This window comes from Kluyvera sp. CHPC 1.2972, from assembly GCF_036759925.1.
In the GTDB taxonomy this organism is placed as follows: Bacteria; Pseudomonadota; Gammaproteobacteria; order Enterobacterales; family Enterobacteriaceae; genus Kluyvera.
Genome location: NZ_JAPKIB010000003.1, coordinates 326,540 through 349,258 on the forward strand (window position 1 = coordinate 326,540; position 22,719 = coordinate 349,258).

The following is a 22,719-nucleotide window of genomic DNA, read 5'->3' on the forward strand; positions in this document are numbered from 1 at the left end:
CGAGAATTTGATCCTGTCAGGAGTTAAGCGGAATGGCAATACCCACTCAGGCGGGTGAGCGCAGGAGCTCACCCGAAGTGATTACTGCTGTTCTTCGGAGCCTAAGAAGTAAAATCCCAGCGGGATCGAGCACAGGATGGTGAATATCGAGCTGTAGACCATCACCATCGCCCCTTGCAGCACAAACATGCCGGTTGTCCACTCAGCGTATGGCAGATTATATTCTCTGACCACACCACCAAAGGTTGCCCGCCCTACCACCACTAAAGCAATGGCAAATACTACCACCGCACACAGCAGGAATTTCTTGCCGTTTGGTGTTCGCAGTTTTTCCAGAATCATCGCATCCTCCCGACGCCGATCGCATGATATTTCGCTGTATTTGTAACATCAATGAAGCATAAATTGAATGTTTTTGTTTGCGGTGAGTAACGAAGTGGCAATAAAAAACGGGCGCACGCGGCTCCCGTTTTGACGGCGGTCATCATGCTAAAGCATGAGCGCAGGCGGCCAGATTCAGTCTTTCGCCGGAGCGCCCTGCTTCTCCAGTTTGCCATGTTTAAAACAACGGCAACGGAGGACAAGGCAATGGCCTGGCAACCTTTTCTTTATGTGATTACGAATGCGTCACCCCGGCGCTCCGCAAAGCGCGGCAAGCTGCGGTTGGTGACAAACCGCTAGCGCTGCCCGCAGGCAGCGTCCGGTGACGATTATTCGAAGAAGACTTCTGGGTTATCGGCCAGGGAGACAAACGTTTTGGTGTTTTTATCCAGCGCATGAATCGCGCCGCTTTCAATGTCATACACCCAGCCGTGCAGACGAATCGCGTTATCGCGCAGGCCAACGGCCACCGACGGATGCGTCTTGATGTTGTTCAACTGGGCAATCACGTTCTCTTCCACCATCGCGTTCACCTTATCGGTTTCATTCGCGTAGGTTTTCTTCTCGACAACCGCTTTCGCCGCGTCGGAGTAGCGCAGCCAATGGGAAACCGCAGGCATCGGCTCCAGACACTGGCAGGTGGCAATGGCTTTCATAGCGCCGCAGTTAGAGTGGCCGCAGATAACAATATCGGTCACGCCCAGCGCGACAACCGCGTACTCAATCGTGGCGGACACCCCACCCGGCTCAGGGCCAAAGGACGGCACGATATTACCGGCGTTACGGATAACGAACAGCTGTCCCGGCTCCTGTTGAGTGACTAGCTCTGGCACCAGACGGCTGTCGGAACAGGAGATGAACAGCGCTTTAGGATTCTGGCTGGAGGCCAGGCTGCGGAAGAGTTCCTTACGTTGAGGAAAAACTTCTTTCTGAAAGTTGAGGAACCCTTCAATGATATGTTGCATAGCAGTATCTCTTTTTTCGTTTTTACGCAGGTCATGATGGAAATCACATTTTCAGTGTACCACCTGCGCGCAGAAGGGAAAGTACTCAATCGTGTAACCTGCCGTTACTTGCTGACAACAACTTTGTTTCGCCCGCTCTCCTTGGCGGCGTATAACGCCTTGTCGGCAAACGAAATGCACTCATCGGCGGTGAAGCGCTTCTCTAATAAGCTAAACACGCCGATGCTCACCGTCATCGGTTCCGGCGTCAGATTTGCTCCCGCTTTCGCCGTCCCTGATTCAATGCATCCGCGAATGCGCTCCGCCACCGTCAGCGCCACCTGCGGAGAGGCGTTATGCATTAACACGGCAAACTCTTCGCCGCCGATACGTGCCAGAATATCGCACTCGCGAATGGCGTTTTTTGTCAGCTCGACGACGCAGCGTATCACCGCGTCCCCTGTAGGGTGACCATAACGGTCATTGATGCGTTTAAAGTGATCGATATCCAGAATCATCAGACCGATGCTCTCACCAGATGCGATAAGCTGCTGCAGCTCTTTATAGAAATAGGCGCGGTTATAGATGCCGGTGAGCGGGTCATGTATCGAGAGCATGGTGGAGTTCTTGTGCATCAGGAAGATGTCATAGAGCAGCACGATGATGACAAAGAAAGTGCAGACCACCTCTATGCCGCGGCTCAGGTACCAGACGGAGAAGTTATACTCATTCAGGTTCAGCAAAATCAGGTTGCTAAAGAGACATGAAATGCAAAATGCCGCAATGCTCATCCACAGCAGGTTTCTCAGTTGGGTAGTGACGATCACCAATAGCAGCGCCATAAACCAGCCCGCGACAATCAAGGCACTGTAGTAACTACTCCAGGCATTGTGATCGTGTCCATTCGCCTTGTTAATAAGATTTAATGAAATTTGCGGGTTATAGTTGGACAAGTTATGCGCAAAAAGCGCAAGGAAGAAAACCACAAACGCCAGTACTATCGCCAGTGCGCCATCTCTGCCGTCCGGGATAATGTTCTTATTCAGCAGATAGGCATAGTAAAGTGAAAAAAGGATAGCAATGATAAACGTTATCTGGCGAAAAAGATAAAAAATAGCCAGATCGTTGGCCATTGCATGAAGCGGAATACAAACAGAAATAAGTTTCTGGATAAGCGTTACGGCTTCTACGCAATAAATATCAGAACCTAAAAAACCTAATCCAAGAATGGCTACGTATAATAGTTTTCGATCGCATATAAACTGAAAAATCATAAAGAAAAAAATAATCGCATCCAGCAATAAAAGCAGCCCAGTAAAAACAAGATAATAAATATCTGGAATGACAATTCGATAGGTTGTCAGATGGTTAGCCAATACAAACAGGCTAACAAGCATCAGGCATGCAGTGATTAAGAAAAAACTAACCCGAGGGGGTATTCGATGACGGCGTTGGCCCATATAGAGTCCTCCATGACGACTCTGATTGTTATAATCCTCGGTTATGTATGAGCATATTGCGTTTAATCAATATTTGTTTTTATAGTTCTCTGCGAGATTTAAATATTAATGTAGTACAACTTAATTATTCCCATCATCAATAAAAAGAAATTTAAATATATAATTTATCGATGATTAATATGACCGTCGACGAAAAACCTGCTTTGCCGGTGTTTAATGCCACTAAATTCGTCCAGACCGTCGAGAATTTACAGATACGCGGCCTGCTAAACCGCCCGAAGGCGGTATCAGGACGTTACTCCCCGATTTCCAGCGCATCCTGGATAGCATCGGCAAGTGCCGCAACTTCCTGCGACACGTTGCGCAGATCCATTTGCGAGCGGATCCCTGCGTTGGCCGTAGATGCAGAAACCGACGCTTTAGAGATCTCCAGCGCGGCCTGAACAGCCAGTAAACGTTTGTGGTTTTCAGCGGCATCAACGCCGGTGGCGCCGTCGAGATCGAAGTACCCTTCTAACATTGCTCTCTCCTTATGATTTCTTGCCCAGTGTAGGGTGATATGTGCGATCGCGCTATCAAATTCGCCATCGTCAATAGCAATACTTAGTAACAATTGGAATACTATTACAATTCACTTGCAGACCTTAAAATGTCAGCCGTAAACTATTAGAATTTTAATTTATTTACAAGTTAACTATTCATCACCACAATTCAATCAAATAATAATAAACACCAATACAACATAAGGCATACATCAGGAGCGTAAATGGAATTTAATGAAATGCTCAGCGGAGTTTTTGAGCAAGTCCGAAATAAACCAGACCTCCTGAAATTCTTAACAGAATTAAAACAAAACAACATCTCGTATTACATCTACTTCGTTGCTACGGGGAATGTAAAGGTTGTGACCTCTTCTGACTCCTACATTTCCATGAAAAGCGACCGCGGGCTCATTAAAATTAACTCAGAGGCCAGCGGCTGCCTGACGCGAATTGCCGCCAAGCGCCATTTCACTCACGTAACCACCTTTGACCAGTACTGCCGGGAACTGGCCCGTGCCGGTGTGTTTAAATGGGTGGTGGATGTCAATGAGGTGAATCGCTATTATTGGTCAAAAGATAATCAGCTATTACACACGGAAAATATCATTAATCCTACGTAATTCTTTTTAGGTGCAATAAAAGACCGCCGAGTATTGTGTTAGCGCAGCGATGAAATGTTTTATTATTGCAATAAGATGACCGCCGAAGCGGTCATCTTAGTACTGATAGTGATACACCTTGAACCATTAAATGACTGGTGCGTCCGGTTTCGCCATCAGGCTATTAATATCAAAATCCCCGGCAGAGCAGTTCTCAACCGTGATGCTCATTGTTGCCCCAGTGTTTATCTGCCCATTGGTATTGATCTCAATAACCGCGTTGCCATTACTGTCATCCGTGATTCTGATATAAGAAGCGAGATCGGTCTCGGCAACATCGCCCAGTAGATCGCTTAAATCGATGCGATCGCCCTCGTCGGCACGGAAGTCTTTAATGACATCGTGCCCATCATCGCCTTTAAGCCACTTGAACGTATCGCTGCCACTTCCGCCGTACAGCGTATCATCACCTTTACCGCCAATCAGAATATCGTTGCCGGTACCGCCGTAGAGGGTGTCATTGCCTTCACCGCCGTACAGCAGGTCGTTTCCACCACCACCGAACAAAATGTCATTCCCCACCCCGCCATAGAGTGTATCATCCCCCCCCTCTGGTGAACTTATATCGAATTCCTGACTATTGTCGATGATGTATTTTTGTACATCCGCAAGCGTCGGGCTTTCTACCCCTAATTTAGTCGAAATATAGTTGAATAATTCGCTAAACTCGTTGTATCCGTCACCAAACAGAATATCATTCCCCTGGCCGCCGTAGATAAGGTCATTGCCGTCGCCACCGGCAAGGATATCATCCCCCCCGCCGCCATAGAGAATATCGTTTCCCGCACCGCCAAAGAGAATATCATCACCGCCATCACTTCGTGACATGTCGAATACTTCAGGATGATCGGTAATATACTGATGAATATGGGCGGAGGTGATAGAAGAGACGTCAACGCCCATCTCCTTCGAGATAAACTCCCTAATGGCTGCAAAGCCGTTTCCTGCGATTCCTGCAAATTCTACGGCATCACCAAACAGGATATCATTGCCGCTTTTCCCCTGAACAATGTCTTCCGCGCCTGCCACACGAATATCGTTTTTACCCAGGATCGCGTCAGCAAGTTCGCTGGCTTTGATATCTGTCTGGACGTTCCCATCAGAGTCATAAGCTTTAAGATCGTTAGCACCGATGGCACTATTCACGCCCAACGCTTCAATGGTACCGCAAACCGCTAATAGCATGGCAAAGGAGCTCAGTGCCCCGTTGGTAACGTTAGGGTTATCCGCACTCGCAGCAGTACCAGAACCAAATGTGCCGGTTATTTTATAGCCACCCGCACCATCCGAAACCACGGTACCAATTTTTGTTTTCGTGCTTCCATTCCATTCGTATACGTTACCGTTCTTATCAACAACTTCTCTGCTGGTACCATTGATTCTCATCGAGTAGGCAGTACCCAACTTAAAGTTGATGGCATTAATATCAAGGTAAGCGGTGGCGGTACTGCGCGCATCCACATCAACAACCGTCAAAGAACCCGTATAGATTGTTGGTTTCCCATCGGTAATAAAATAGGTGAGATTGGTGCTTCCATCACCTTCAAAGCCTGAGAACCATTCTGCCGCATTTTCAAATGCCGCACCGTAGTTGGTACTGCCATCACTTTTCATCTTACTCATTTGCGAAATGAGATCGGCTAACTCCTTGCTTCTCTCCGCATCAGTCATACTTGAGGTAAATGTCGCTTCGTAGGAAAATCGAACATTAGCATCGAAATCGACTAATAATATGTTCAACGTCCCGGAGTTTTCGACTGCGGTACCAGCGGCCAACGTCGTGAATACGGTGTTCAGGGATGCAACCAACGCTTTGATATCATCAGTTGATACGCTGCCAGAAGTATCCACCAGGAAAGCAATATTGTAGTCCTGCCCTGGCTGGGCCTGAAAGCCCTCTACGTCACCGATAATGACTGTGCTACTGCCTTCATTTGCACTAATGGTATCACTGCCAGCCGTGCCTAATTTTTCCGATGCGGTTTCCACCTCGACGGTTCGTGAATAGTCACTGAAATCGGTATTCCCCGCGGCATCAGTAATGGTGATATGCGCATCAACCTTTGGCGTCGCGACTAATTCCGCCGTATCCACCGTTAATTCCCAGACTAATTTGTCGCCAACCTGCTTGAGCGGCACATTGTCATAAGTCGTATTGTTAACCGTAATGCTTACCGTGTCGTTTTCCGTGGCTTCTCCGGTGACGTAGCCGGTGATCGTCGTCGTCGGCGCATCTTGTCCTTGCCAATGCGTGGTTTCAGAGGTGTCGAGGTAATCGTCACCAGTAATAGGGTCAATAACGATCGTCACATCAACCGCCAGGTCACGGGCCACCCCGGTGTCGTCGGTGTCGTAGCCCCTGTTATCCGCCGCATCGTAGCCATTGACGCTGACCTCAATCTGCGTGCCGTCCTGCAGCAGTTCCGTCGGCACCTTCACCGACCAGCTCAGATCGTCCTGCACCGTCGCGGTAAAAGTCTGGTCGCCGATGGTGATTTGTACTTCATCCCAGCGCACCACGTCCTCTCCGGTGACGCGCCCGGTCAGCTCCGTCTCCGCCTGCTGGCTTTCCTCCAGGTTGATCACCCCGTCGCCGGTCACGTCATCAATGGTGATGGTCACCTCCGGCAGGGTGGTAGCCATTGACACCGAGCTCTCCGCATTGGCGGTTGCCTGATTGCCATACTGGTCGTAAGTCGTCACGCTGGCATGAACATCGCCAGTCGCCACTAAATCGCTGGTATTCACCTCAACCGACCATCGTCCGTCAATACCTACCTTCGTTTGATATTCATTGCCGTTAACCGTCACGGTTACCGTGTCGCCTGGGCGCACATCCAACCCAGTCGTGCCACTGATTTCGGTCTTCTCCTGAGTCGCCTCACGCATATTAATAACGTTATCACCCGCAATCACATCGATAGTGATACTGGCTTCAGGCAATGGATGAGGTTCAGGAGGCGTTACCGGCTCATCGCTGTTACTGGCAACATCCGGTTTTATCAGCGTGATATCTTCCACTGGGGCAATCGTCGCCGTATCCAACCCTTCTGTTGGATAGCCTGCCGTTGGGTCAAGAATTTCACCTGTCAGGTCGAGGATGACGTGGGTATGGCCGTTATGGTCACCCGTCGGTGCGGATGACGAATCAATAATGGTGCTGTTACCTGCAGCCGTTGCTTCAAGAATCTGGGTTGGGTCAGCACCTTCGGCAATTGCCTGCTGCGCTGCAGCAATGGCCTGCGGGTCGACATCCGCAGAGGCAGAAGCTGACGTTGCCTCGCTGCCCCATTCACTGCCACGGCCCAGATCCATATTTTTACCGCTGGGGAGCGTGACGGTCACAGCTCCCTGATCGGTTACGACGACTTCCCCGCGCATAACCTGCTCACCTTCCGTTGCCAGACGACGAGTACCATTAGACGCGACGATCCATACCTGTCCCATAACTGCCTTTATCGTTCCTATAATCGCTGACATAACTGTCTCTCCTTAGAATGCAAATTACGCGGTAGAAAATGGAATAGCCCACTTATCAATCATGTTTATCGTATTAATTACGTATTAACGGTTGGCACTAAACACCAGTCTAAATTTTTAACCTCCAAATATATATATCCCTTGTCGCATTAGTAATAATATTCACGTGTTATTTTTGTATTTATTTTAAAGGCATCATCTTTATTGTTGTTTTTGTTTTTAGCATTAACCAAAGCAATGGTAATAGATTAGTAAAACAATAGGCACACCAATCGAGACAACCATCTATTTCAATGATTTTATTGATAATTTAACCATATTAAAGAATTTTAATATTTTAAAAAACATCTAAACATCGTGACTTCCTTATGATTTAAAATCTCTTTCATTTAGATTCCTTAAGAATCATACGTGATTATCATTAAATGTGATTATAAAGAATTACTAAGGATTTATATAAACAATTCCTGCATGTATATCTGGTAAAATGCATCAGTAATCAAGTATTGTAATGTCTTTGGAGTCATTCCCCGGAATTTCAGGATAAGAATAAACTAACCACCTTAGCCGGGTTTGTTATTAAGGATATAACTTATGACGCTACATGCCACAGCGGCTCACGAGAATGACGTAACAGAGCGCCAGGAAGAGATTAACGTTGATCAGCGTGAACTCTGTGACGATCCGCTGCTTGATAGTCTGATGACTATTTGTACGCTGCACGGGAAAGCCTCCAGCCGCGTCTCACTAACGGCAGGTTTACCGCTGAGAAACAACCGCCTTACGCTTCCCATTTTTCCTCGCGCAGCAGCCCGAGCCGGGCTACGAGTGCGGATGCTCAAACGAGAGTTGAGCAAGATCAACGCGCTATCACTACCCGCCATCCTTATCCTGAAGAATAACCGTACGGCGGTCTTGTTTGGATGGAGCGAAAATGGGCAAGCACGGCTGCTGACCGGGGACACCCACGGTGGAGAAGTTGTCGTAGAGCCATCCGTGCTGGCTGAAGAATATTCCGGCGTTACGCTTTTTATCCAACCCATTCACCAGAGCGAGAGAACCAAAGCCAGCCTGCTCCCACGCACCCGAACCTGGTTTCGCGATACGCTGAAACTGTCACGCTTTCTCTATGTCGATGCCATTGTCGCCAGCTTCCTGATTAACGTGATTGCGCTCTGTACGCCCTTGTTTGTCATGAACGTATACGACCGCGTGGTCCCCAATCAGGCCACATCCACGCTATGGGTACTGGCAATCGGTATCACGGTCGCCTTCTTATTTGACCTATTGCTGAAAACGCTGCGCTCACGCTGCCTGGATATTGCGGGCAAGAAGACCGACATGATTGTCTCCGCGTCGCTCTTTGAGCGCATCACCGGTATGGCCATAAAAGCACGCCCGGCGCGCATGGGTAGTTTTGCTCAGAATATTCATGAAATTCAATCGCTACGTGATTTTCTCTCGTCATTAACCATGGCGACGCTTATCGATATGCCCTTCACGCTGCTGATGCTACTGGTGATTGGCGTTATCGGTGGGCCGCTGGTGTTCATTCCTTTAGTCGCCTTCCCTCTGGCGCTGGCCGTGAGTTGGGCCATCCAGAAACCGTTGAACCAGACTATTGATGACACCATGAAGCTGGCCTCTGAACGGCAGGCGGTGTTGATTGAAACGCTCAGCGGCCTGGATGCAATGAAAGCCAATAATGCCCAAAGCGAGCGCCAGTACATGTGGGAAAGCACGCTGGTCACTCTCAGTAAAAAAGAGCTGCGCGTTAAAACGCTCTCCACGCTCGCCGTTAACTTTACCTCCTGGCTACAACAATTCTCAGGCGTGGCGATGATCGTGGCGGGCGTCTATCTGATTATTGATGGCCAGCTCAGCATGGGGGGCTTGATTGCCTGCTACATGCTTAACGGACGCGCGCTGGTGCCGATGGGCCAGTTAAGCGGACTCGTCACCCGCTACCAGCAGGCCAAAATGACGATGAAAACCACCGAAGAGATGATGGATCTGCCTCAGGAGCGCCAGGACGATCGTCCGTTGGTCGCCCGCGAGAAGTTACAGGGCGGCATCACTTTCCAGAACGTCACCTTTACCTACCCAGGTCAGAAGCGACCCTCGCTTAATAACCTCTCTTTTACCATCACGCCAGGGGAACGGGTCGGGATTATCGGCCGCAGCGGTTCGGGGAAAAGCTCGCTAGCCAAACTGATTATTGGCTTTTATCAACCCGACGCTGGCGAAATTCTGCTGGATGGTATGGATGCTAACCAAATTGATGTTAACGATGTGCGCCATAATATTGGCTACGGGCCGCAGGATATTCACCTGTTCAGCGGAACCCTGCGCGAAAACTTGCTCAGCGGCGCCAGCTATGTAGAAAACGAGGCGTTGCTTCGGGCATCCCAACTGGCGGGCGTCCATGAGTTCGCTCGCAAGCACCCGGACGGCTACAACATGCAGGTGGGCGAGCGAGGCCTCAACCTCTCCGGCGGCCAGCGCCAGGCGGTCATGCTGGCGCGCGCGCTGCTGCTGGAACCTCCGGTGTTGTTGCTTGATGAGCCAACCAGTTCCATGGATAACACCACGGAAGATAACGTGCGTCGCGCGTTGACGGACTCAACCAAAGGGCGGACGTTGCTGCTGGTCACGCATCGTGCCTCCATGCTGTCACTCGTCGATAGACTGATCATTATCGATCGCGGACGCATTATTGCTGATGGCCCAAGAGAGAACGTCCTGGTCGCGCTGAAGAAGGGGCAAATCCATGCGATACAATAAATGGCTCAAAAACCTGCTGCGCCGGTTAGGACTGGGCAATAACGACAACGATCTCACGATTAATGGAATCAATGGGCTCGTGATGGCGGATGGGCCTCGTTCAACCCGCACCACCCTATGGTCATGCCTGGCGTTCTTTATTGCGCTGATCGTCTGGGCGGCCAACGCGCAGATTGATGAGGTTGCCCGAGGAGATGGTAAGGCGATTCCATCATCACGTCTGCAAAAGGTCCAGAATATGGAAGGCGGCATTGTTTCTGAAGTCTTCGTCCATGAAGGTCAGGTGGTGGAAGCCGGCCAGCCCTTGCTACGACTCGACGATACGCGCTTTAAATCAAATGCCGGAGAAAGTGAAGCCGACCGCTATGCCTTAATGGCACAAATTTCGCGGCTGGAAGCGCAAATTGCGGATAAACCCCTCGTCCTGAGTGACGATATCGAACGTGAAGCGCCGAATATTGCTAACGGCGAGCGGGCGCTGTTCAATACGCAACGTTCGCGATTTAGCAGTGAAGTTGCGGGTCTGGAAGAGCAGTTAGCGCAGAAAAAACAGGAACTGCTCGATTATGAAGCCAAAAAAACGCAGTTCAGCCATAGCCTGGGGCTCATTCAGCAAGAAGTCAGAATGTCAGAGCCGCTGGTCAAAGCCGGTGCGATTTCGAAAGTGGAAATACTCCGCCTGCGACGCTCTGAAGTGGAAACTCGCGGCCAACTCGACTCTATCGTGCTCGCGATTCCTCGGGCCCGCTCGGCGGTGAAAGAGATAGAAAATAAGATTGCCGAATCGCGCGGGCGCTACCACAGCGAAATGCTGGGGCAATTGAATGAAGCGCGCACCAACCTTGTCAAAATTGAAGCCAGCGGCAAAGCCATTGAAGACAGAGTCAATCGTACATTAGTGACCTCACCGGTACGCGGGATTATCCAGCAAATGCTGGTCACTACCATTGGCGGCGTGATTCAGCCCGGCAGCGAACTGGTTGAGATTGTTCCGCTGGATGACAGCCTGCTGGTTGAAGCCAAAATACGGCCGCAAGATATTGCATTTCTTCATCCTGGGCAAAAAGCGATGATCAAATTTACCGCCTATGACTACACCATCTATGGCGGCCTGCAAGGCTCTCTGGAGCATATTAGTGCGGATACCATCACCGACAAAGAGGGCCGTAGTTTTTATCAAATTCGCTTAAGAACGGATCGTAATTATCTCGGTAGTGAGGAGAAGCCGCTGTTGATTATTCCGGGAATGGTGGCTTCTGTCGATATCATGACAGGGAAGAAAAGCGTACTCAGTTATCTATTAAAACCAATATTAAGAGCGAAGTCAGAAGCACTTCAAGAACGATAGTACCCCTATATACGATGGAAATTGATGAAAGGATAACATTATGAACAAACACATTCGGGTATTAACCAGCCTCTCTCTGCCGCTGCTGTTCGCTAACAACGTTAGCGCGGCCACGCTCGAACAAGCCGTTAAAGACAGCTTGCTCTGGCACCCGCAGGTGAGCGCGTCCGTCAACAGTCGCCATTCTGCCGATGAGGATTTACGAGCGGCAAAAGGCGGTTATCTGCCTACCTTAAACCTCTCCGCCGGTACCGGCTGGGAGCAGACCGATAATGCCAGCACCCGTGCGGCCAACGATCATCGTCGCAACCTGAACCGCAGCGAATCCAGCCTCAATCTGCGTCAGAATGTGTTTAACGGCTTCGCCACCACCAGCGAAGTGGCCCGCCAAAAGGCGACCGTGAACTCCCGGGCTTACACGGTGATGAACACCAGTGAAGTGACCGCGCTGAATGCGATTCAGAGCTATCTCGACGTTCTGATGCGTCAAAAAATGGTGCAACTGGCACAAAATAACCTGAAGAGCCACGAGCGGGTATTTGACCAAATTCGTCTGCGTACCGAACAGGGCGTTGGCCGTAAGGCTGACTATGAGCAGGCGCAAGCGCGTCTGGCGCAGGCGAAAAACAACCTGCTGACCGAACAAACCAACCTCGAAGATGCCCAGGCCAACTACTACAGCGTGGTCGGCAAAGAGGCCAGCGGCCTGTCAATGCCGATGACAACCAAAGTTCCGGGCTCACAGGCAGAAGCCCGTAAGCAGATGCTGGAAGACAGCCCGCTGCTTAAGCAGGCCGATGCGGACGTTGAAGCCACCCGCCAGCAGTATGAAGCCGCGAAATCCCGCTTCTACCCGAGCGTGGATATCGACCTCGGCCGTCGCATGGATAACAACGTCGACGGCACGCGCGGTCACGATCAGGAGTGGCAGGCGATGGTTCGCATGAACTACAACCTGTTTAACGGCGGCAGCGATAAAGCACAACTGTCATCTTATGCCTACAAAATGCAGGAAGCGCAGGACGTCAAACGCAACGCCCTTCGCCAACTGGATGAAGAGCTGCGTCTTTCCTGGAACGCCTGGCAGAACGCGAAACAACAGGTGCCGATCGCCAAAGACTACGCCGATCGCAGTGCCGTGGTGCGCACCGCGTACCAGGAGCAGTTCAGCATCGGCGAGCGTAGCCTGCTGGATATGCTGGACAGCGAAAACGAAGTGTTCAACGCCCAGCGCCGCTATGTCGAAATGCAGTTTGTGGAGATGTTCACCACCTACCGCATCAACGCGCGTATTGGCGATCTGCTAAAACAGCTGAATATTCAGGCACCAACGGCCGCGCAGCCGGTTGAGGAACAGCAGACGGCACACAGCAATCTCCCTGAATTGAAATAATCGCTAGCCCGTAGCGATAGTCTTCCTCTTCTCTGTCCTGCCGTTATTGGCATCAGAGAAGAGGATGTTTGTTTTCCAACGCGGCGCTTCCCTCACGGTTGCCGCTCTACGCTTGTTGTTCACTTCACTCGCAGTAAATCGCTGTACCTCGTTGTGTATCGCGGCGACAGCATCTCTCTTTTCATTTGCCACTCCTGCTGAATACCCTGTCCGGCAAAATAGAGCGTCTCCTTCCCGACTTGTGTATTGATGCGATCCAGCACATCCATCAGCGGCGCGCTATTACGCCTTGGTGCGTTATCATCAAACAGGTCGAGCTGCACGATGCCCTGACTGTAAAAATCCCCCAACATGACGCCTGCTTTTTGGTAGCGATGACCGCTCTGCCATATGGCCCCCAGACAGCGCGTAGCGGCGGCGACAATGTCCCTGGTGTCCTGCGTGGGCGTAAGGAGTTTCACGGATGCGCTATTCGCATAGTACGGCACCCTTTCTGCAAACGGAGACGTTTTCACAAACGCAGAAACAAACCGGCAGTACTGATGCTCGCCGCGCAGTTTCTCCGCCGCGCGGACGGCATAGCTGCAGATAGCCTGCCGCATCTGCTCGTAATCGGTAATCCGTTCGCCAAACGACCGGGAACAGATAATCTCCTGCTTCACGGGGGCAAACTCTTCCAGCACAAAGCACGGCTCACCGCGCAGTTCACGTACCGTTCGTTCCAGCACCACGCTAAAGTGCTTTCTGATAAAACGAATATCGGTGTCCGCCAGTTCGAGCACGGTGTTGATCCCCATCGCCTGCAGCGATTTGCCAATCCGGCGCCCAATCCCCCACACCTCATCAACCGGCAGCGCGGCCATCAGCTTGCGCTGGTTCTCCACGTTAGACAGGTCGACAACGCCATCGGTCTGCTGCTGCCACCGCTTGGCGGCATAATTGGCCAGCTTCGCCAGCGTTTTGGTCTGCGCGATACCAACGCCAACGGTCAGGTGCGTGCGTTGACGCACGGTGCGGCGGATCTCCCGGCCAAAATCCACCAGATCACGGCAGTTGCTGACCCCCGTCAGGTCGCAGAATGACTCGTCAATTGAATACACCTCACACCGGGGAGACATCTCTTCAAGGGTGGTCATCATCCGCAGGCTCATATCGGCGTACAGCTCGTAGTTGCTGGAAAAAAAATGGACGCGTTCAGGGAACGCCACCCCTTTGAGCCGGAACCAGGGCGTGCCCATTTTGATGCCAAGCGTTCTGGCGGCGTGGCTACAGGCGATAACGCAGCCGTCGTTGTTACTCAGCACGCATACCGGTTTGTCCTTAAGGTCTGGCCGGAACACCGTCTGGCAGCTGGCGTAAAACGAGTTCGCATCAACAAGCGCGAACATCAGCCGACCGTCTTCAGGATATGCGTCACGACGCCAAAAATATCCAGCGACTCCTCGCCGCTGAACTGGATCGGCGTATAAGCCGGGTTTTCAGGAATCAGCATTACCGACGGATGCGTTTGCAGGCGCTTAACCGTGAACTCACCGTCAACCGCCGCGATCACAATATCTCCGTGTTGCGCGTTTTTAGCGCTATCAACCACCAGCAAATCGCCATTGCCAATTCCCGCGCCGCTCATGGAATCCCCGGCGGCGCGGACAAAATAGGTCGCGCTGGGATGCCTTATCACCAGCTTATTTAAATCAATACGCTGCTCAACATAGTCCTGTGCCGGGCTTGGAAACCCGCAGGGTACAAGGTCACCGAACAGCGGCAGCGCCGCCATTTGTCCGGGGTCGACTGGTGAATAAAACGTCATAATGAACTCACTCTATTGACACTGTTTATACATACAGTATATATACTGTCGTTATACCCAGTAAAGAGAGGCTAAAAATGTTCGTGGAACTCGTTTATGACAAAAGGAATTTTGAGGGTTTGCCTGGTGCAAAAGAGATTATTCTCGGCGAATTGAGTAAGAGAGTGCACCGCATTTTCCCGGATGCCGAAGTTCGGGTGAAACCGATGATGACGCTGCCAGCCATCAATACGGATGCCAGCAAGCATGAAAAAGAGCAGATCAGCCGCACGGTGCAGGAGATGTTCGACGAGGCGGAGTTTTGGCTGGTGAGTGAATAACGCGGAGCCTCTGCTTTCTCTGGCACAAAACCCGCCGAGCGTCGTTAGCGCCAGAGAAATTCGCATCGCCCTTATAGTTTCAGCATCATGTCGACACAGCGCAATTGTGCGTTCGCCGATGCAGAGAAGTGCACGCTTTCCTTCACAACGGTAAATCCTTGCGTCTCATAAAACCCTTGCGCATTGGGCGTAGAGGACAAGGTAATCGTTTGAAATCCACGGGCGCGGGCTTCTCTTTTTATTGCATTCATAATCGATCCGGCCAATCCCTTTCCTGTGTACTCCGGCAGAGTAAAAATAGCCTCTACGCTACCGGAAGTGAGATCGAGATAACCCGTTGCCACCGGTCGATCGCTATCGTCCACCGCCACAAAAAACGGATAGTTAACAATCTCCTGGCGATACTGCTCAGGCATATTGTCCGGTGTCCATGCATCAATAACCGTCGCGTCATAGCTCGATGTGCATCCCGCACGAATGGCCTGATTCCGGATATCCCAGCATTGTTCTGCTTCTTGCGGTGTAGCGTGTCTGATTTGCATCGGTATTTCCCTCGCTTATCGTTATTGTCGTTTTTACAAGGCAAAAAAAACGGGAACCCACCGGCTCCCGTTCATCTATAACCCAGCGAGTGGATTACATATTTTCGATGATCGCGTCACCAAACTCTGAACATTTCAGCAATTTAGCGCCTTCCATCAGACGTTCGAAGTCATAGGTCACGGTCTTGTTGTTGATAGCGCCTTCCATACCTTTAACGATAAGGTCAGCCGCTTCGAACCATTCCATATGACGCAGCATCATTTCTGCGGACAGGATGATAGAACCTGGGTTCACTTTGTCCTGGCCTGCGTACTTCGGTGCTGTACCGTGGGTCGCTTCGAACAGTGCGCATTCGTCACCGATGTTCGCGCCCGGTGCAATACCGATACCGCCAACCTGAGCTGCCAGCGCATCGGAGATGTAGTCACCGTTCAGGTTCATACAAGCGATCACGTCGTATTCAGCCGGACGCAGCAGGATCTGCTGCAGGAACGCATCGGCGATCACATCTTTAATGATGATCTCTTTGCCAGTGTTCGGGTTCTTGATTTTCTGCCATGGGCCGCCGTCGATCAGTTCGCCGCCGAATTCTTCGCGAATCAGCTGGTAACCCCAGTCTTTGAACGCGCCTTCGGTGAACTTCATAATGTTACCCTTGTGAACCAGGGTCAGAGAATCACGGTCGTTGGTGATAGCGTATTCAATCGCCGCACGCACCAGACGCTTGGTCCCTTCTTCGGAGCACGGCTTGATGCCGATACCGCAGTGTTCAGGGAAGCGAATTTTCTTCACGCCCATCTCTTCACGCAGGAATTTAATCACTTTCTCAGCGTCAGCAGAGTCAGCTTTCCATTCGATACCCGCGTAGATGTCTTCAGAGTTTTCACGGAAGATGACCATATCGGTCAGTTCTGGGTGTTTAACCGGGCTTGGGGTGCCCTGATAGTAGCGAACCGGACGCAGACACACGTACAGGTCAAGCTCTTGACGCAGCGCAACGTTCAGAGAACGGATGCCGCCGCCAACTGGCGTGGTCAGAGGGCCTTTGATTGCAACACGGTAGTCGCGGATAAGATCCAGCGTTTCTGCTGGCAGCCATACGTCCTGGCCATAAAGTTGGGTGGATTTTTCCCCGGTGTAAATTTCCATCCAGGAAATTTTACGCTCGCCTTTGTAGGCTTTCTCAACAGCGGCATCAACCACTTTCAGCATTGCTGGGGTGACATCAACACCGATACCGTCGCCTTCAATAAATGGGATAATCGGATTGTGTGGCACATTCAGCTTGCCGTCTTTCAGGGTGATTTTTTGACCTTCCACCGGAACAACTACTTTGCTTTCCATTCACCTCTCCTTCGAGCGCTACTGGTGTGCTCGTCATCCTTTACGCCACAGGTTCTTGCCGCTACTACGCCCACTCCACTTATCCCGTTTAGGTATAGCCTGGAGATGCACTGTCTTACCGTCTTCCTGCAACACAAAGAGTTAGAGCATTTTGTTAATGTTTTGTAATAAGCCTGTCAATACTACCTGATTGTTTGTCGCCATGAAAGACTCTCGTTATTAGGCTATAATGCGCGAATCTATAGAGCCTGAAAATACTATGATTAAGACTTCATTTAGAAAAAACCAGCTTGAGCGATTCAGCTCACGACAAGCCACCAGGACGCGTAAAGATAACCAACCAAAACGCGTTATTCTGTTCAATAAACCCTACGATGTGTTGCCGCAATTTACCGATGAAGCAGGACGTAGCACGCTAAAAGATTATATTCCGGTGCAAAATGTCTACGCAGCGGGCCGTCTTGACCGCGATAGCGAAGGGCTGCTGGTATTAACTAATGATGGCGCGCTGCAGGCAAAGCTCACGCAGCCGGGTAAACGTACGGGGAAAATCTATTATGTCCAGGTCGAAGGTGAGCCAACCTTAGAAGCCATGGAGGCATTTCGTACGGGCGTGACGTTAAACGATGGCCCGACTTTACCTGCAGGAATTGAACGGGTGGAAGAGCCAACCTGGCTGTGGCCGAGAAACCCGCCAATTCGCGAGAGAAAATCTATCCCTACCGCCTGGTTAAAAGTGACGCTTTATGAAGGGCGCAATCGCCAGGTCAGACGCATGACCGCGCACATCGGTTTCCCAACGCTCCGGTTGATTCGTTATGCGATGGGGGAATATACCCTTGAGAATCTGCCAAACGGCGAGTGGCGGGACGCATAAACATCGGCAGATGAGCGTGGGCGTTTCCACACGCTCATCTGCCGCTGAGGGTTAAGAGATATCCGGGACGATAATGCTTTTATATTTTTCCAGTACCGGCGAGTTAATATCCGACGCGTTCTTCAACTGCCACAGATTGCGCGAGATGCCATCGTTGACCAGGTAGATGACCCCGGTTTCAATCGCCGACATCAGGCATAGCATGACCGGTTCATTGACGGTGTACCCCACTTCCCCTTCCAGCAAACGCTGGTAATCGACATAGCGGAATACCCCAGCCTGGAATTCATAAGAGAGAATGGTTTTGCTCGTATTCACCGACGATAGCACCTCCCCCGTGTTGACGTTTACCACGCGCAGGTTAACGGCTATTTGATCGAGCTGGTACTGCGTGCTGGCCCCAATGCCGAAGTATCGCGCACCGGCCCCGCCAGATTTCACGTTACTCTCATAACCGATGATTGACCCTTCAATCAGAATATTAGCGGCCACCAGCGAAGGCAGCGGTCCACGATTATTCTCCGAAACCGTACCATTCTCCTGCGCAGCACGAATAATTTTGCGTTCATTCAGCAGGTTTTGCAGTCCCTGACGCTCCAGCGGCGTAAACCAATTTGAATCTTTTAACGCGGACACCAGCATAGCCGTGGCGCTTTGTGGTACTGAGGTAGAAAAGTTACTTGCTGGGTAGGGCTTAAACTGACCGGTTTCATCCTGAATATTGTACACCGAGACAAACAGCTTACCGACCGGAGGCGGCAGGTGCGTTAAATCCTGGTAGCTCTGCGATCGGGGGAGCAACGTCGGTTTTGCCGCCTGTTTGGGGGCAGAACTGATACAGCCTGTTAGCAAAAACAGACTAATAAAAATAGCCACTACGCCAGTTATCTTTTTCATGTCAGCATCTCGCCACGGTTTAATTTGATGAAATACTACTGAGGCCATCGACCTGAATGGTCGAGGATTTTCCGGTGGCTCGGTCAAGAATATTCATCACAAGCTGGCCATCATTGTTTTTAATATCAACGATAAAATCTTTAGTCACCAGACGACCTGGTTTACCGGTGGAAATATTGCCCATTAAATTACCAAGCAGTTGGGATTGAATGGCCGCCGTAAAGTTATCCAGCGACGACGATGTGGATGTCTCACTATTCCAGTCATAAGCATTTGGATCTTTATAAGAATTTTGTGCGTTAGCTTGCGATAGTAAAAAAGCTCCGTTATTGGGGTTGCCGCCGAAATTTGGGTTAACAAACTGAAAGGTAAGATTTCCAGCCTGAGCTACGGTAGAAAATAAGCTAATACCAAGAATCAAAGAAAGCACTTTCATCGTACACTCCTAGAATTCATCGTGGGTTAAATCACCAGTATTCAATAGCGCTTTGTTGATGGCTCTTTTTTGCAAAGATTCATAAACTGCGGCCAAAGCGATATTGATTTGCTTATCAAAATCTCGCTTATTGGGGAATAAAAAAGTTTGATACAATACGTCCTGATCAACCTTAATAATGATCCAACTCCCCCAGCGAGCACTGGGTCTTTCATTTATGGTAATGGCGCCAGGATATTCCTCTTCCCAGTGGTCGGTAAACTCTCGATAAAAATCATGTCCGATACGGGTAATGGTATTGTCAGTTACCAATCCAGGAACTTCTATTTCTGCTGAAAAACTGCCACACGAAACCACTAGCATCATGACTGATGCTATTATTCGACCGATGTGATTCATATTTACCGCCTGAGGTTTTCGTTAGCCCAGGTAACGGCCTGCGTCCTGTTTTTTACTGATATTTTCCGAAATAGATTATAGAGGTGAGTCTTAACGGTATTTTCACTAATAAATAGCAATCTAGCTATTTCAACATTCGATGCACCAATCCGGAGCTTATTGAGTATGTCCCTTTCTCTTTGCGTCAGGCCACTCGTATCATCATGATAACGATAATTACCTGACTGATTAATGAGATAGCTAGTGAGATCATGAGGGAAGAAACAGCCACCTTTTAATACGTTACGAATACCTTCGATTAACGTATGTTCATCAACAGATAGATAGAAGACAGCGCTGATGTCTGACCACAGCTCTACCTGATGAAAGGCGTAATCTTCAGGCACATTGAACAGCAAAACCTTCACTCTACCGCGTAATCGGCGTAGTTCGCTTTGCCAGTGCTGGGTTCTTTTCTTATCAAAATCACTGAGATCGACGAGGGCCAGCTTACGTTCGGCCTCGAATGATTCTATAGGTTTCTGGATGTTCTGTATCTTGACGCTAATTGCTAGCGCACTTTTAAGTTGGTGAACAAGTGCAGTGGCTTGCAACGAAGGTCTTGTTATTAACAGTAAAATATCATTATTTACCGGTTCTTTATCTGTCGGCATTATGAAAACCCCATCCGCTTTCTGCTGTGAACGCGGCCCCATTCTGATATGGATAAAATCTGCATATCAGAAAGGGCTGCTGTTCTGTGTAGTTGCTGATTAATAAGTATGACAAAAGGGAAGCCGAATCTTATTCAATAAACATCGACGTCCTAAGTGCTGCAATACTGTTCAATCTAGACATTAGCATTTTTATCGCAAGGGTTATTTGTGTTTCCAAATGTAACAGAACAATGTCATTTTATTACAGAAAAATACTTGTTTGCCTTTGTTTTATCACTGTTTTTTATATTTAGTTTAGGTTGTTCATGTTTTTGTATACTCTGATGAGACCTACGAAATCCAGGCTATCAAACCTCACCATAGCCACTTGTAAATAAATCTTTCCATATTTTTTCCATGGATTGCGGCCTACAGCGCCATGCGTAAACTTTTTATGCATACCTGCGATAACAAAAAATGCCAACAAGCCTGAAGACTCGATGATCCGTGCTGCTCAGCGCCCTCTCACCCGTTAAATCTCATACTTTTCACTGATCACTAAATTCAAAATACGCCTTCCAGGTGAAAAACATCCTCCGTCGCTACGGACATACTCAATCCAGAAATCAGATTCATCCAATATTAACTATCGCGTTATGGCATGGCTGATTTCACTCCTGACTTTAACCACCGGTTAAATCAAGGTGCAATTATGAAACGTTATATTTTATTAACAGCCATATTGGGATATTCATGCCTGGTTTCCGCAGGGGGTGATCTAGCGGGCTCTGAATTTTCAGCGCTTAATAGATTATCACAAGGTTACGATATGACCGCCGTGACGAATCAACAGGGCAATAATAACATTGCCACGATTAATCAGTCAGGGGGTCATAGCCTCGGTGCAATATCACAAAACGGCGGGCATAACTCCGCATTATTAAATCAAAATGGATTTAATAATCGCGCAGCGCTTACTCAATATGGTCGCGACAATAACGCGTCGGTTAGTCAGTCAGGAACGGACAATACTGTATATCTCGTTCAGGCTGGCATCGCCAATGATGCGGATATTACGCAAAACGGTTTTGATAATACTGCGGTGGTTATTAATAGAGGCAGGAATAACCTTACGCAGATTAATCAAACGGGCACAAACCGCAATGCGGGTGTTGTGCAAAATTCGGCTGGAATGGCAATTCGTATTACCCAGAATTAGTGTTTTTACTGGTTTCCAATCTCTAAACCTATGGGGTACCTACATGAAAGCGTGGAAAATGGCTATTTTGTCAACCTTGTTAACGTCTGGCGCAGCTCTGGCAACCGGTTATCATCCAGGTGGTGGCAGCAGCGGCGGTAGCGGCGTAACCATCAATCACCTCCCAACGATCACCGCGAAAACCCCCGTCGTTCCGCAGAGCGGAAAATGGGATGAGGTTATCCATGTGTACCAGCCAGGTACGGGTAACAACTCCTACGTTAACCAGAACAACTCCTCACTGTCCACCATTGACGTGCACCAGACTGGCAACTACGGCAGCTCAACGGTCAGTCAGAATGCCACCAGAAGTACGATTACCCTCGATCAAAGTGGCTGGGGTAACCAATCTTCCGCATCACAAAATGGTACCACCAGCTCAATTAACGTGACTCAGAACGGTACCGGTAACGCTTCTGGCGTTGGCCAGTCGGGCTCAGGTAATGCCGTTGTTGTGGCGCAAAGCGGCAATTACAACACCTCTGGCGTAACTCAGTCGGGCAATAAGAACTCCACCAGCGTGTCGCAAAGTGGCGCTTCTAACTTCTCCAGCGTCAACCAGGCGGGCTCAAACAACATTGTTGATGTCGCTCAGTCCGATGTCGGAAACCGCTCCTACGTCAATCAGCAATACGGCGACGGCTCGGCCATTCTGGTCTCCCAGGTGGGTAGCTATAACTACAGCAACGTAGAGCAAGGACATAACGGCGCGCTGGCAGTGGTTCAGCAAGGCTACGGTTCTGGCAACAGCTCCACTATCGTTCAGCATTAATGCTCTCAGCCGGATGAATATTCATCCGGCTTATTTTCTTTATATATAAGGCATCGCTATGCATCTTCTCCTCATTGCCGCCGCCCTCAGTAATCAACTCTGGTTTGAAACCCAACAGCAGGATAACGCCCTGGTGATTACACCGATGGCTACGCTTGTCGATGACTGCCGTTGCCAGTTGACGATTAATGTTGTTCATCAGGGACAATCCGGGCAAAGCAACAGTAGCCAGAGCGGCAGTGTGTTACTCAAAGGACAACATCCGCAGCCGCTGGCCAGCATGACGCTGGAACTCCCCCGCGGCGAATGGACGCAGATCACCGTGACCTTAAGCAACAGTACAGGAGTTCTTTTGCAGCAATCCTGGAGCTCCCCTGCTCGGGTTTGATTCCCCCTCTTCTTCTTTATATCCTTATCCTCTTTCTCGCTCGATAAGGATG

22 protein-coding genes are annotated in these 22,719 nt (G+C 49.8%); 9 read left to right on the forward strand and 13 right to left on the reverse strand.

Annotation, left to right across the window (positions count from 1 at the left end; translation table 11 throughout):
• Window positions 1-81: 81 nt before the first annotated feature.
• From V6944_RS07610 to V6944_RS07625, 4 genes are all read right to left on the reverse strand, one after another.
• Complete coding sequence (locus tag V6944_RS07610) at window positions 82-342, reverse strand: DUF2534 family protein (protein WP_333498502.1); 261 nt, start codon at window positions 340-342, stop codon at window positions 82-84.
• 368 nt (window positions 343-710) lie between these two features.
• Window positions 711-1,346, reverse strand: coding sequence for a carbonic anhydrase (locus V6944_RS07615; RefSeq protein ID WP_333498503.1), 636 nt, complete (start codon window positions 1,344-1,346; stop codon window positions 711-713).
• A 104-nt stretch (window positions 1,347-1,450) separates the two neighbouring features.
• Window positions 1,451-2,785: a sensor domain-containing diguanylate cyclase gene (locus V6944_RS07620; protein WP_333498504.1), complete on the reverse strand. Its 1,335-nt coding sequence runs from the start codon at window positions 2,783-2,785 to the stop codon at window positions 1,451-1,453.
• Window positions 2,786-3,080: 295 nt separating this feature from the next.
• Window positions 3,081-3,305, reverse strand: a complete 225-nt coding sequence (locus V6944_RS07625) for a hypothetical protein (protein WP_333498505.1) — start codon at window positions 3,303-3,305, stop codon at window positions 3,081-3,083.
• Between the two features lie 246 nt (window positions 3,306-3,551).
• On the opposite strand from V6944_RS07625, the gene V6944_RS07630 reads away from it, so the two are divergent.
• Window positions 3,552-3,947: a DUF1398 family protein gene (locus tag V6944_RS07630; RefSeq protein ID WP_333498506.1), complete on the forward strand. Its 396-nt coding sequence runs from the start codon at window positions 3,552-3,554 to the stop codon at window positions 3,945-3,947.
• A gap of 126 nt (window positions 3,948-4,073) precedes the next feature.
• Here V6944_RS07630 and V6944_RS07635 read toward each other — a convergent pair whose 3' ends face one another.
• Window positions 4,074-7,466, reverse strand: a complete 3,393-nt coding sequence (locus V6944_RS07635) for a retention module-containing protein (protein WP_333498507.1) — start codon at window positions 7,464-7,466, stop codon at window positions 4,074-4,076.
• Window positions 7,467-8,060: 594 nt separating this feature from the next.
• Here V6944_RS07635 and V6944_RS07640 point away from each other — a divergent pair.
• Genes V6944_RS07640 through V6944_RS07650 form a run of 3 tightly spaced genes read left to right on the forward strand, consistent with a single transcriptional unit; the run spans window position 8,061 to window position 12,991 of the window.
• Window positions 8,061-10,250 carry a type I secretion system permease/ATPase gene (locus V6944_RS07640; RefSeq protein ID WP_333498508.1) on the forward strand — a complete coding sequence of 730 codons (2,190 nt, stop codon included), beginning with the start codon at window positions 8,061-8,063 and terminating at the stop codon, window positions 10,248-10,250.
• On the forward strand, window positions 10,237-11,598 hold the full coding sequence (locus tag V6944_RS07645) for an HlyD family type I secretion periplasmic adaptor subunit (protein WP_333498509.1): 1,362 nt from the start codon (window positions 10,237-10,239) through the stop codon (window positions 11,596-11,598). Before V6944_RS07640 ends, V6944_RS07645 begins: the two co-directional genes overlap by 14 nt.
• Before the next feature lie 40 nt (window positions 11,599-11,638).
• A complete protein-coding gene (locus V6944_RS07650) occupies window positions 11,639-12,991 on the forward strand; it encodes a TolC family outer membrane protein (RefSeq protein ID WP_333498510.1) in 1,353 nt (450 codons plus the stop codon).
• Window positions 12,992-13,110: 119 nt separating this feature from the next.
• Here V6944_RS07650 and V6944_RS07655 read toward each other — a convergent pair whose 3' ends face one another.
• Together V6944_RS07655 and umuD are read right to left on the reverse strand one after the other, a co-directional pair.
• Window positions 13,111-14,379 (reverse strand): Y-family DNA polymerase, encoded by a 1,269-nt coding sequence (locus V6944_RS07655; RefSeq protein ID WP_333498511.1) that lies wholly within the window; start codon window positions 14,377-14,379, stop codon window positions 13,111-13,113.
• Window positions 14,379-14,798, reverse strand: a complete 420-nt coding sequence (gene umuD, locus V6944_RS07660) for a translesion error-prone DNA polymerase V autoproteolytic subunit (RefSeq protein WP_333498512.1) — start codon at window positions 14,796-14,798, stop codon at window positions 14,379-14,381. The genes V6944_RS07655 and umuD overlap by 1 nt, the downstream gene beginning before the upstream one ends.
• A 77-nt stretch (window positions 14,799-14,875) precedes the next feature.
• Between umuD and V6944_RS07665 the strand changes: the two genes are divergently transcribed.
• On the forward strand, window positions 14,876-15,118 hold the full coding sequence (locus tag V6944_RS07665) for a DinI-like family protein (protein WP_185669985.1): 243 nt from the start codon (window positions 14,876-14,878) through the stop codon (window positions 15,116-15,118).
• Window positions 15,119-15,189: 71 nt separating this feature from the next.
• Here the strand turns inward: V6944_RS07665 and V6944_RS07670 are convergent, their stop codons facing one another.
• Together V6944_RS07670 and icd are read right to left on the reverse strand one after the other, a co-directional pair.
• Complete coding sequence (locus tag V6944_RS07670) at window positions 15,190-15,660, reverse strand: GNAT family N-acetyltransferase (RefSeq protein WP_333498513.1); 471 nt, start codon at window positions 15,658-15,660, stop codon at window positions 15,190-15,192.
• A gap of 94 nt (window positions 15,661-15,754) precedes the next feature.
• On the reverse strand, window positions 15,755-17,005 hold the full coding sequence (gene icd / locus V6944_RS07675; RefSeq protein WP_333498514.1) for an NADP-dependent isocitrate dehydrogenase: 1,251 nt from the start codon (window positions 17,003-17,005) through the stop codon (window positions 15,755-15,757).
• A 229-nt stretch (window positions 17,006-17,234) separates the two neighbouring features.
• Here icd and rluE point away from each other — a divergent pair, with 229 nt between their 5' ends.
• A complete protein-coding gene (gene rluE, locus V6944_RS07680) occupies window positions 17,235-17,882 on the forward strand; it encodes a 23S rRNA pseudouridine(2457) synthase RluE (protein WP_333498515.1) in 648 nt (215 codons plus the stop codon).
• Window positions 17,883-17,933: 51 nt separating this feature from the next.
• Here rluE and csgG read toward each other — a convergent pair whose 3' ends face one another.
• The 4 genes from csgG to csgD are packed head-to-tail and all read right to left on the reverse strand — an operon-like array spanning window position 17,934 to window position 20,267.
• Complete coding sequence (csgG, locus tag V6944_RS07685) at window positions 17,934-18,779, reverse strand: curli production assembly/transport protein CsgG (RefSeq protein ID WP_333498516.1); 846 nt, start codon at window positions 18,777-18,779, stop codon at window positions 17,934-17,936.
• A gap of 19 nt (window positions 18,780-18,798) precedes the next feature.
• Window positions 18,799-19,215 carry a curli production assembly/transport protein CsgF gene (gene csgF, locus V6944_RS07690; RefSeq protein WP_333498517.1) on the reverse strand — a complete coding sequence of 139 codons (417 nt, stop codon included), beginning with the start codon at window positions 19,213-19,215 and terminating at the stop codon, window positions 18,799-18,801.
• 9 nt (window positions 19,216-19,224) lie between these two features.
• Window positions 19,225-19,614, reverse strand: coding sequence for a curli production assembly/transport protein CsgE (gene csgE / locus V6944_RS07695; RefSeq protein ID WP_333498518.1), 390 nt, complete (start codon window positions 19,612-19,614; stop codon window positions 19,225-19,227).
• A gap of 2 nt (window positions 19,615-19,616) precedes the next feature.
• Entirely contained in the window at window positions 19,617-20,267 is a 651-nt protein-coding gene (gene csgD, locus V6944_RS07700; RefSeq protein ID WP_333498519.1) for a biofilm master transcriptional regulator CsgD, read from the reverse strand.
• Window positions 20,268-20,961: 694 nt separating this feature from the next.
• On the opposite strand from csgD, the gene V6944_RS07705 reads away from it, so the two are divergent.
• From V6944_RS07705 to csgC, 3 genes are read left to right on the forward strand one after another with little or no spacing between them, the layout of a single operon-like run.
• Complete coding sequence (locus V6944_RS07705) at window positions 20,962-21,468, forward strand: curlin (RefSeq protein WP_333498520.1); 507 nt, start codon at window positions 20,962-20,964, stop codon at window positions 21,466-21,468.
• Window positions 21,469-21,511: 43 nt separating this feature from the next.
• Window positions 21,512-22,279, forward strand: coding sequence for a hypothetical protein (locus V6944_RS07710; RefSeq protein WP_333498521.1), 768 nt, complete (start codon window positions 21,512-21,514; stop codon window positions 22,277-22,279).
• 58 nt (window positions 22,280-22,337) lie between these two features.
• Window positions 22,338-22,667 (forward strand): curli assembly chaperone CsgC, encoded by a 330-nt coding sequence (gene csgC, locus V6944_RS07715; RefSeq protein ID WP_333498522.1) that lies wholly within the window; start codon window positions 22,338-22,340, stop codon window positions 22,665-22,667.
• The last annotated feature ends 52 nt before the right edge of the window (window positions 22,668-22,719 follow it).

Bases quoted from the DNA above. Each gene is read 5' to 3' on its own strand.
- csgC (WP_333498522.1), top strand. From the start codon at position 22,338: ATGCATCTTCTCCTCATTGCCGCCGCCCTCAGTAATCAACTCTGGTTT.
- icd (WP_333498514.1), bottom strand. From the start codon at position 17,005: ATGGAAAGCAAAGTAGTTGTTCCGGTGGAAGGTCAAAAAATCACCCTG.
- V6944_RS07650 (WP_333498510.1), top strand. From the start codon at position 11,639: ATGAACAAACACATTCGGGTATTAACCAGCCTCTCTCTGCCGCTGCTG.
- csgD (WP_333498519.1), bottom strand. From the start codon at position 20,267: ATGCCGACAGATAAAGAACCGGTAAATAATGATATTTTACTGTTAATA.
- V6944_RS07705 (WP_333498520.1), top strand. From the start codon at position 20,962: ATGAAACGTTATATTTTATTAACAGCCATATTGGGATATTCATGCCTG.
- V6944_RS07630 (WP_333498506.1), top strand. From the start codon at position 3,552: ATGGAATTTAATGAAATGCTCAGCGGAGTTTTTGAGCAAGTCCGAAAT.
- V6944_RS07640 (WP_333498508.1), top strand. From the start codon at position 8,061: ATGACGCTACATGCCACAGCGGCTCACGAGAATGACGTAACAGAGCGC.
- V6944_RS07625 (WP_333498505.1), bottom strand. From the start codon at position 3,305: ATGTTAGAAGGGTACTTCGATCTCGACGGCGCCACCGGCGTTGATGCC.
- csgE (WP_333498518.1), bottom strand. From the start codon at position 19,614: ATGAATCACATCGGTCGAATAATAGCATCAGTCATGATGCTAGTGGTT.
- V6944_RS07665 (WP_185669985.1), top strand. From the start codon at position 14,876: ATGTTCGTGGAACTCGTTTATGACAAAAGGAATTTTGAGGGTTTGCCT.
- V6944_RS07635 (WP_333498507.1), bottom strand. From the start codon at position 7,466: ATGTCAGCGATTATAGGAACGATAAAGGCAGTTATGGGACAGGTATGG.
- V6944_RS07615 (WP_333498503.1), bottom strand. From the start codon at position 1,346: ATGCAACATATCATTGAAGGGTTCCTCAACTTTCAGAAAGAAGTTTTT.
- umuD (WP_333498512.1), bottom strand. From the start codon at position 14,798: ATGACGTTTTATTCACCAGTCGACCCCGGACAAATGGCGGCGCTGCCG.
- csgG (WP_333498516.1), bottom strand. From the start codon at position 18,779: ATGAAAAAGATAACTGGCGTAGTGGCTATTTTTATTAGTCTGTTTTTG.
- V6944_RS07610 (WP_333498502.1), bottom strand. From the start codon at position 342: ATGATTCTGGAAAAACTGCGAACACCAAACGGCAAGAAATTCCTGCTG.
- V6944_RS07645 (WP_333498509.1), top strand. From the start codon at position 10,237: ATGCGATACAATAAATGGCTCAAAAACCTGCTGCGCCGGTTAGGACTG.
- V6944_RS07710 (WP_333498521.1), top strand. From the start codon at position 21,512: ATGAAAGCGTGGAAAATGGCTATTTTGTCAACCTTGTTAACGTCTGGC.
- rluE (WP_333498515.1), top strand. From the start codon at position 17,235: ATGCGCGAATCTATAGAGCCTGAAAATACTATGATTAAGACTTCATTT.
- V6944_RS07670 (WP_333498513.1), bottom strand. From the start codon at position 15,660: ATGCAAATCAGACACGCTACACCGCAAGAAGCAGAACAATGCTGGGAT.
- csgF (WP_333498517.1), bottom strand. From the start codon at position 19,215: ATGAAAGTGCTTTCTTTGATTCTTGGTATTAGCTTATTTTCTACCGTA.
- V6944_RS07620 (WP_333498504.1), bottom strand. From the start codon at position 2,785: ATGGGCCAACGCCGTCATCGAATACCCCCTCGGGTTAGTTTTTTCTTA.
- V6944_RS07655 (WP_333498511.1), bottom strand. From the start codon at position 14,379: ATGTTCGCGCTTGTTGATGCGAACTCGTTTTACGCCAGCTGCCAGACG.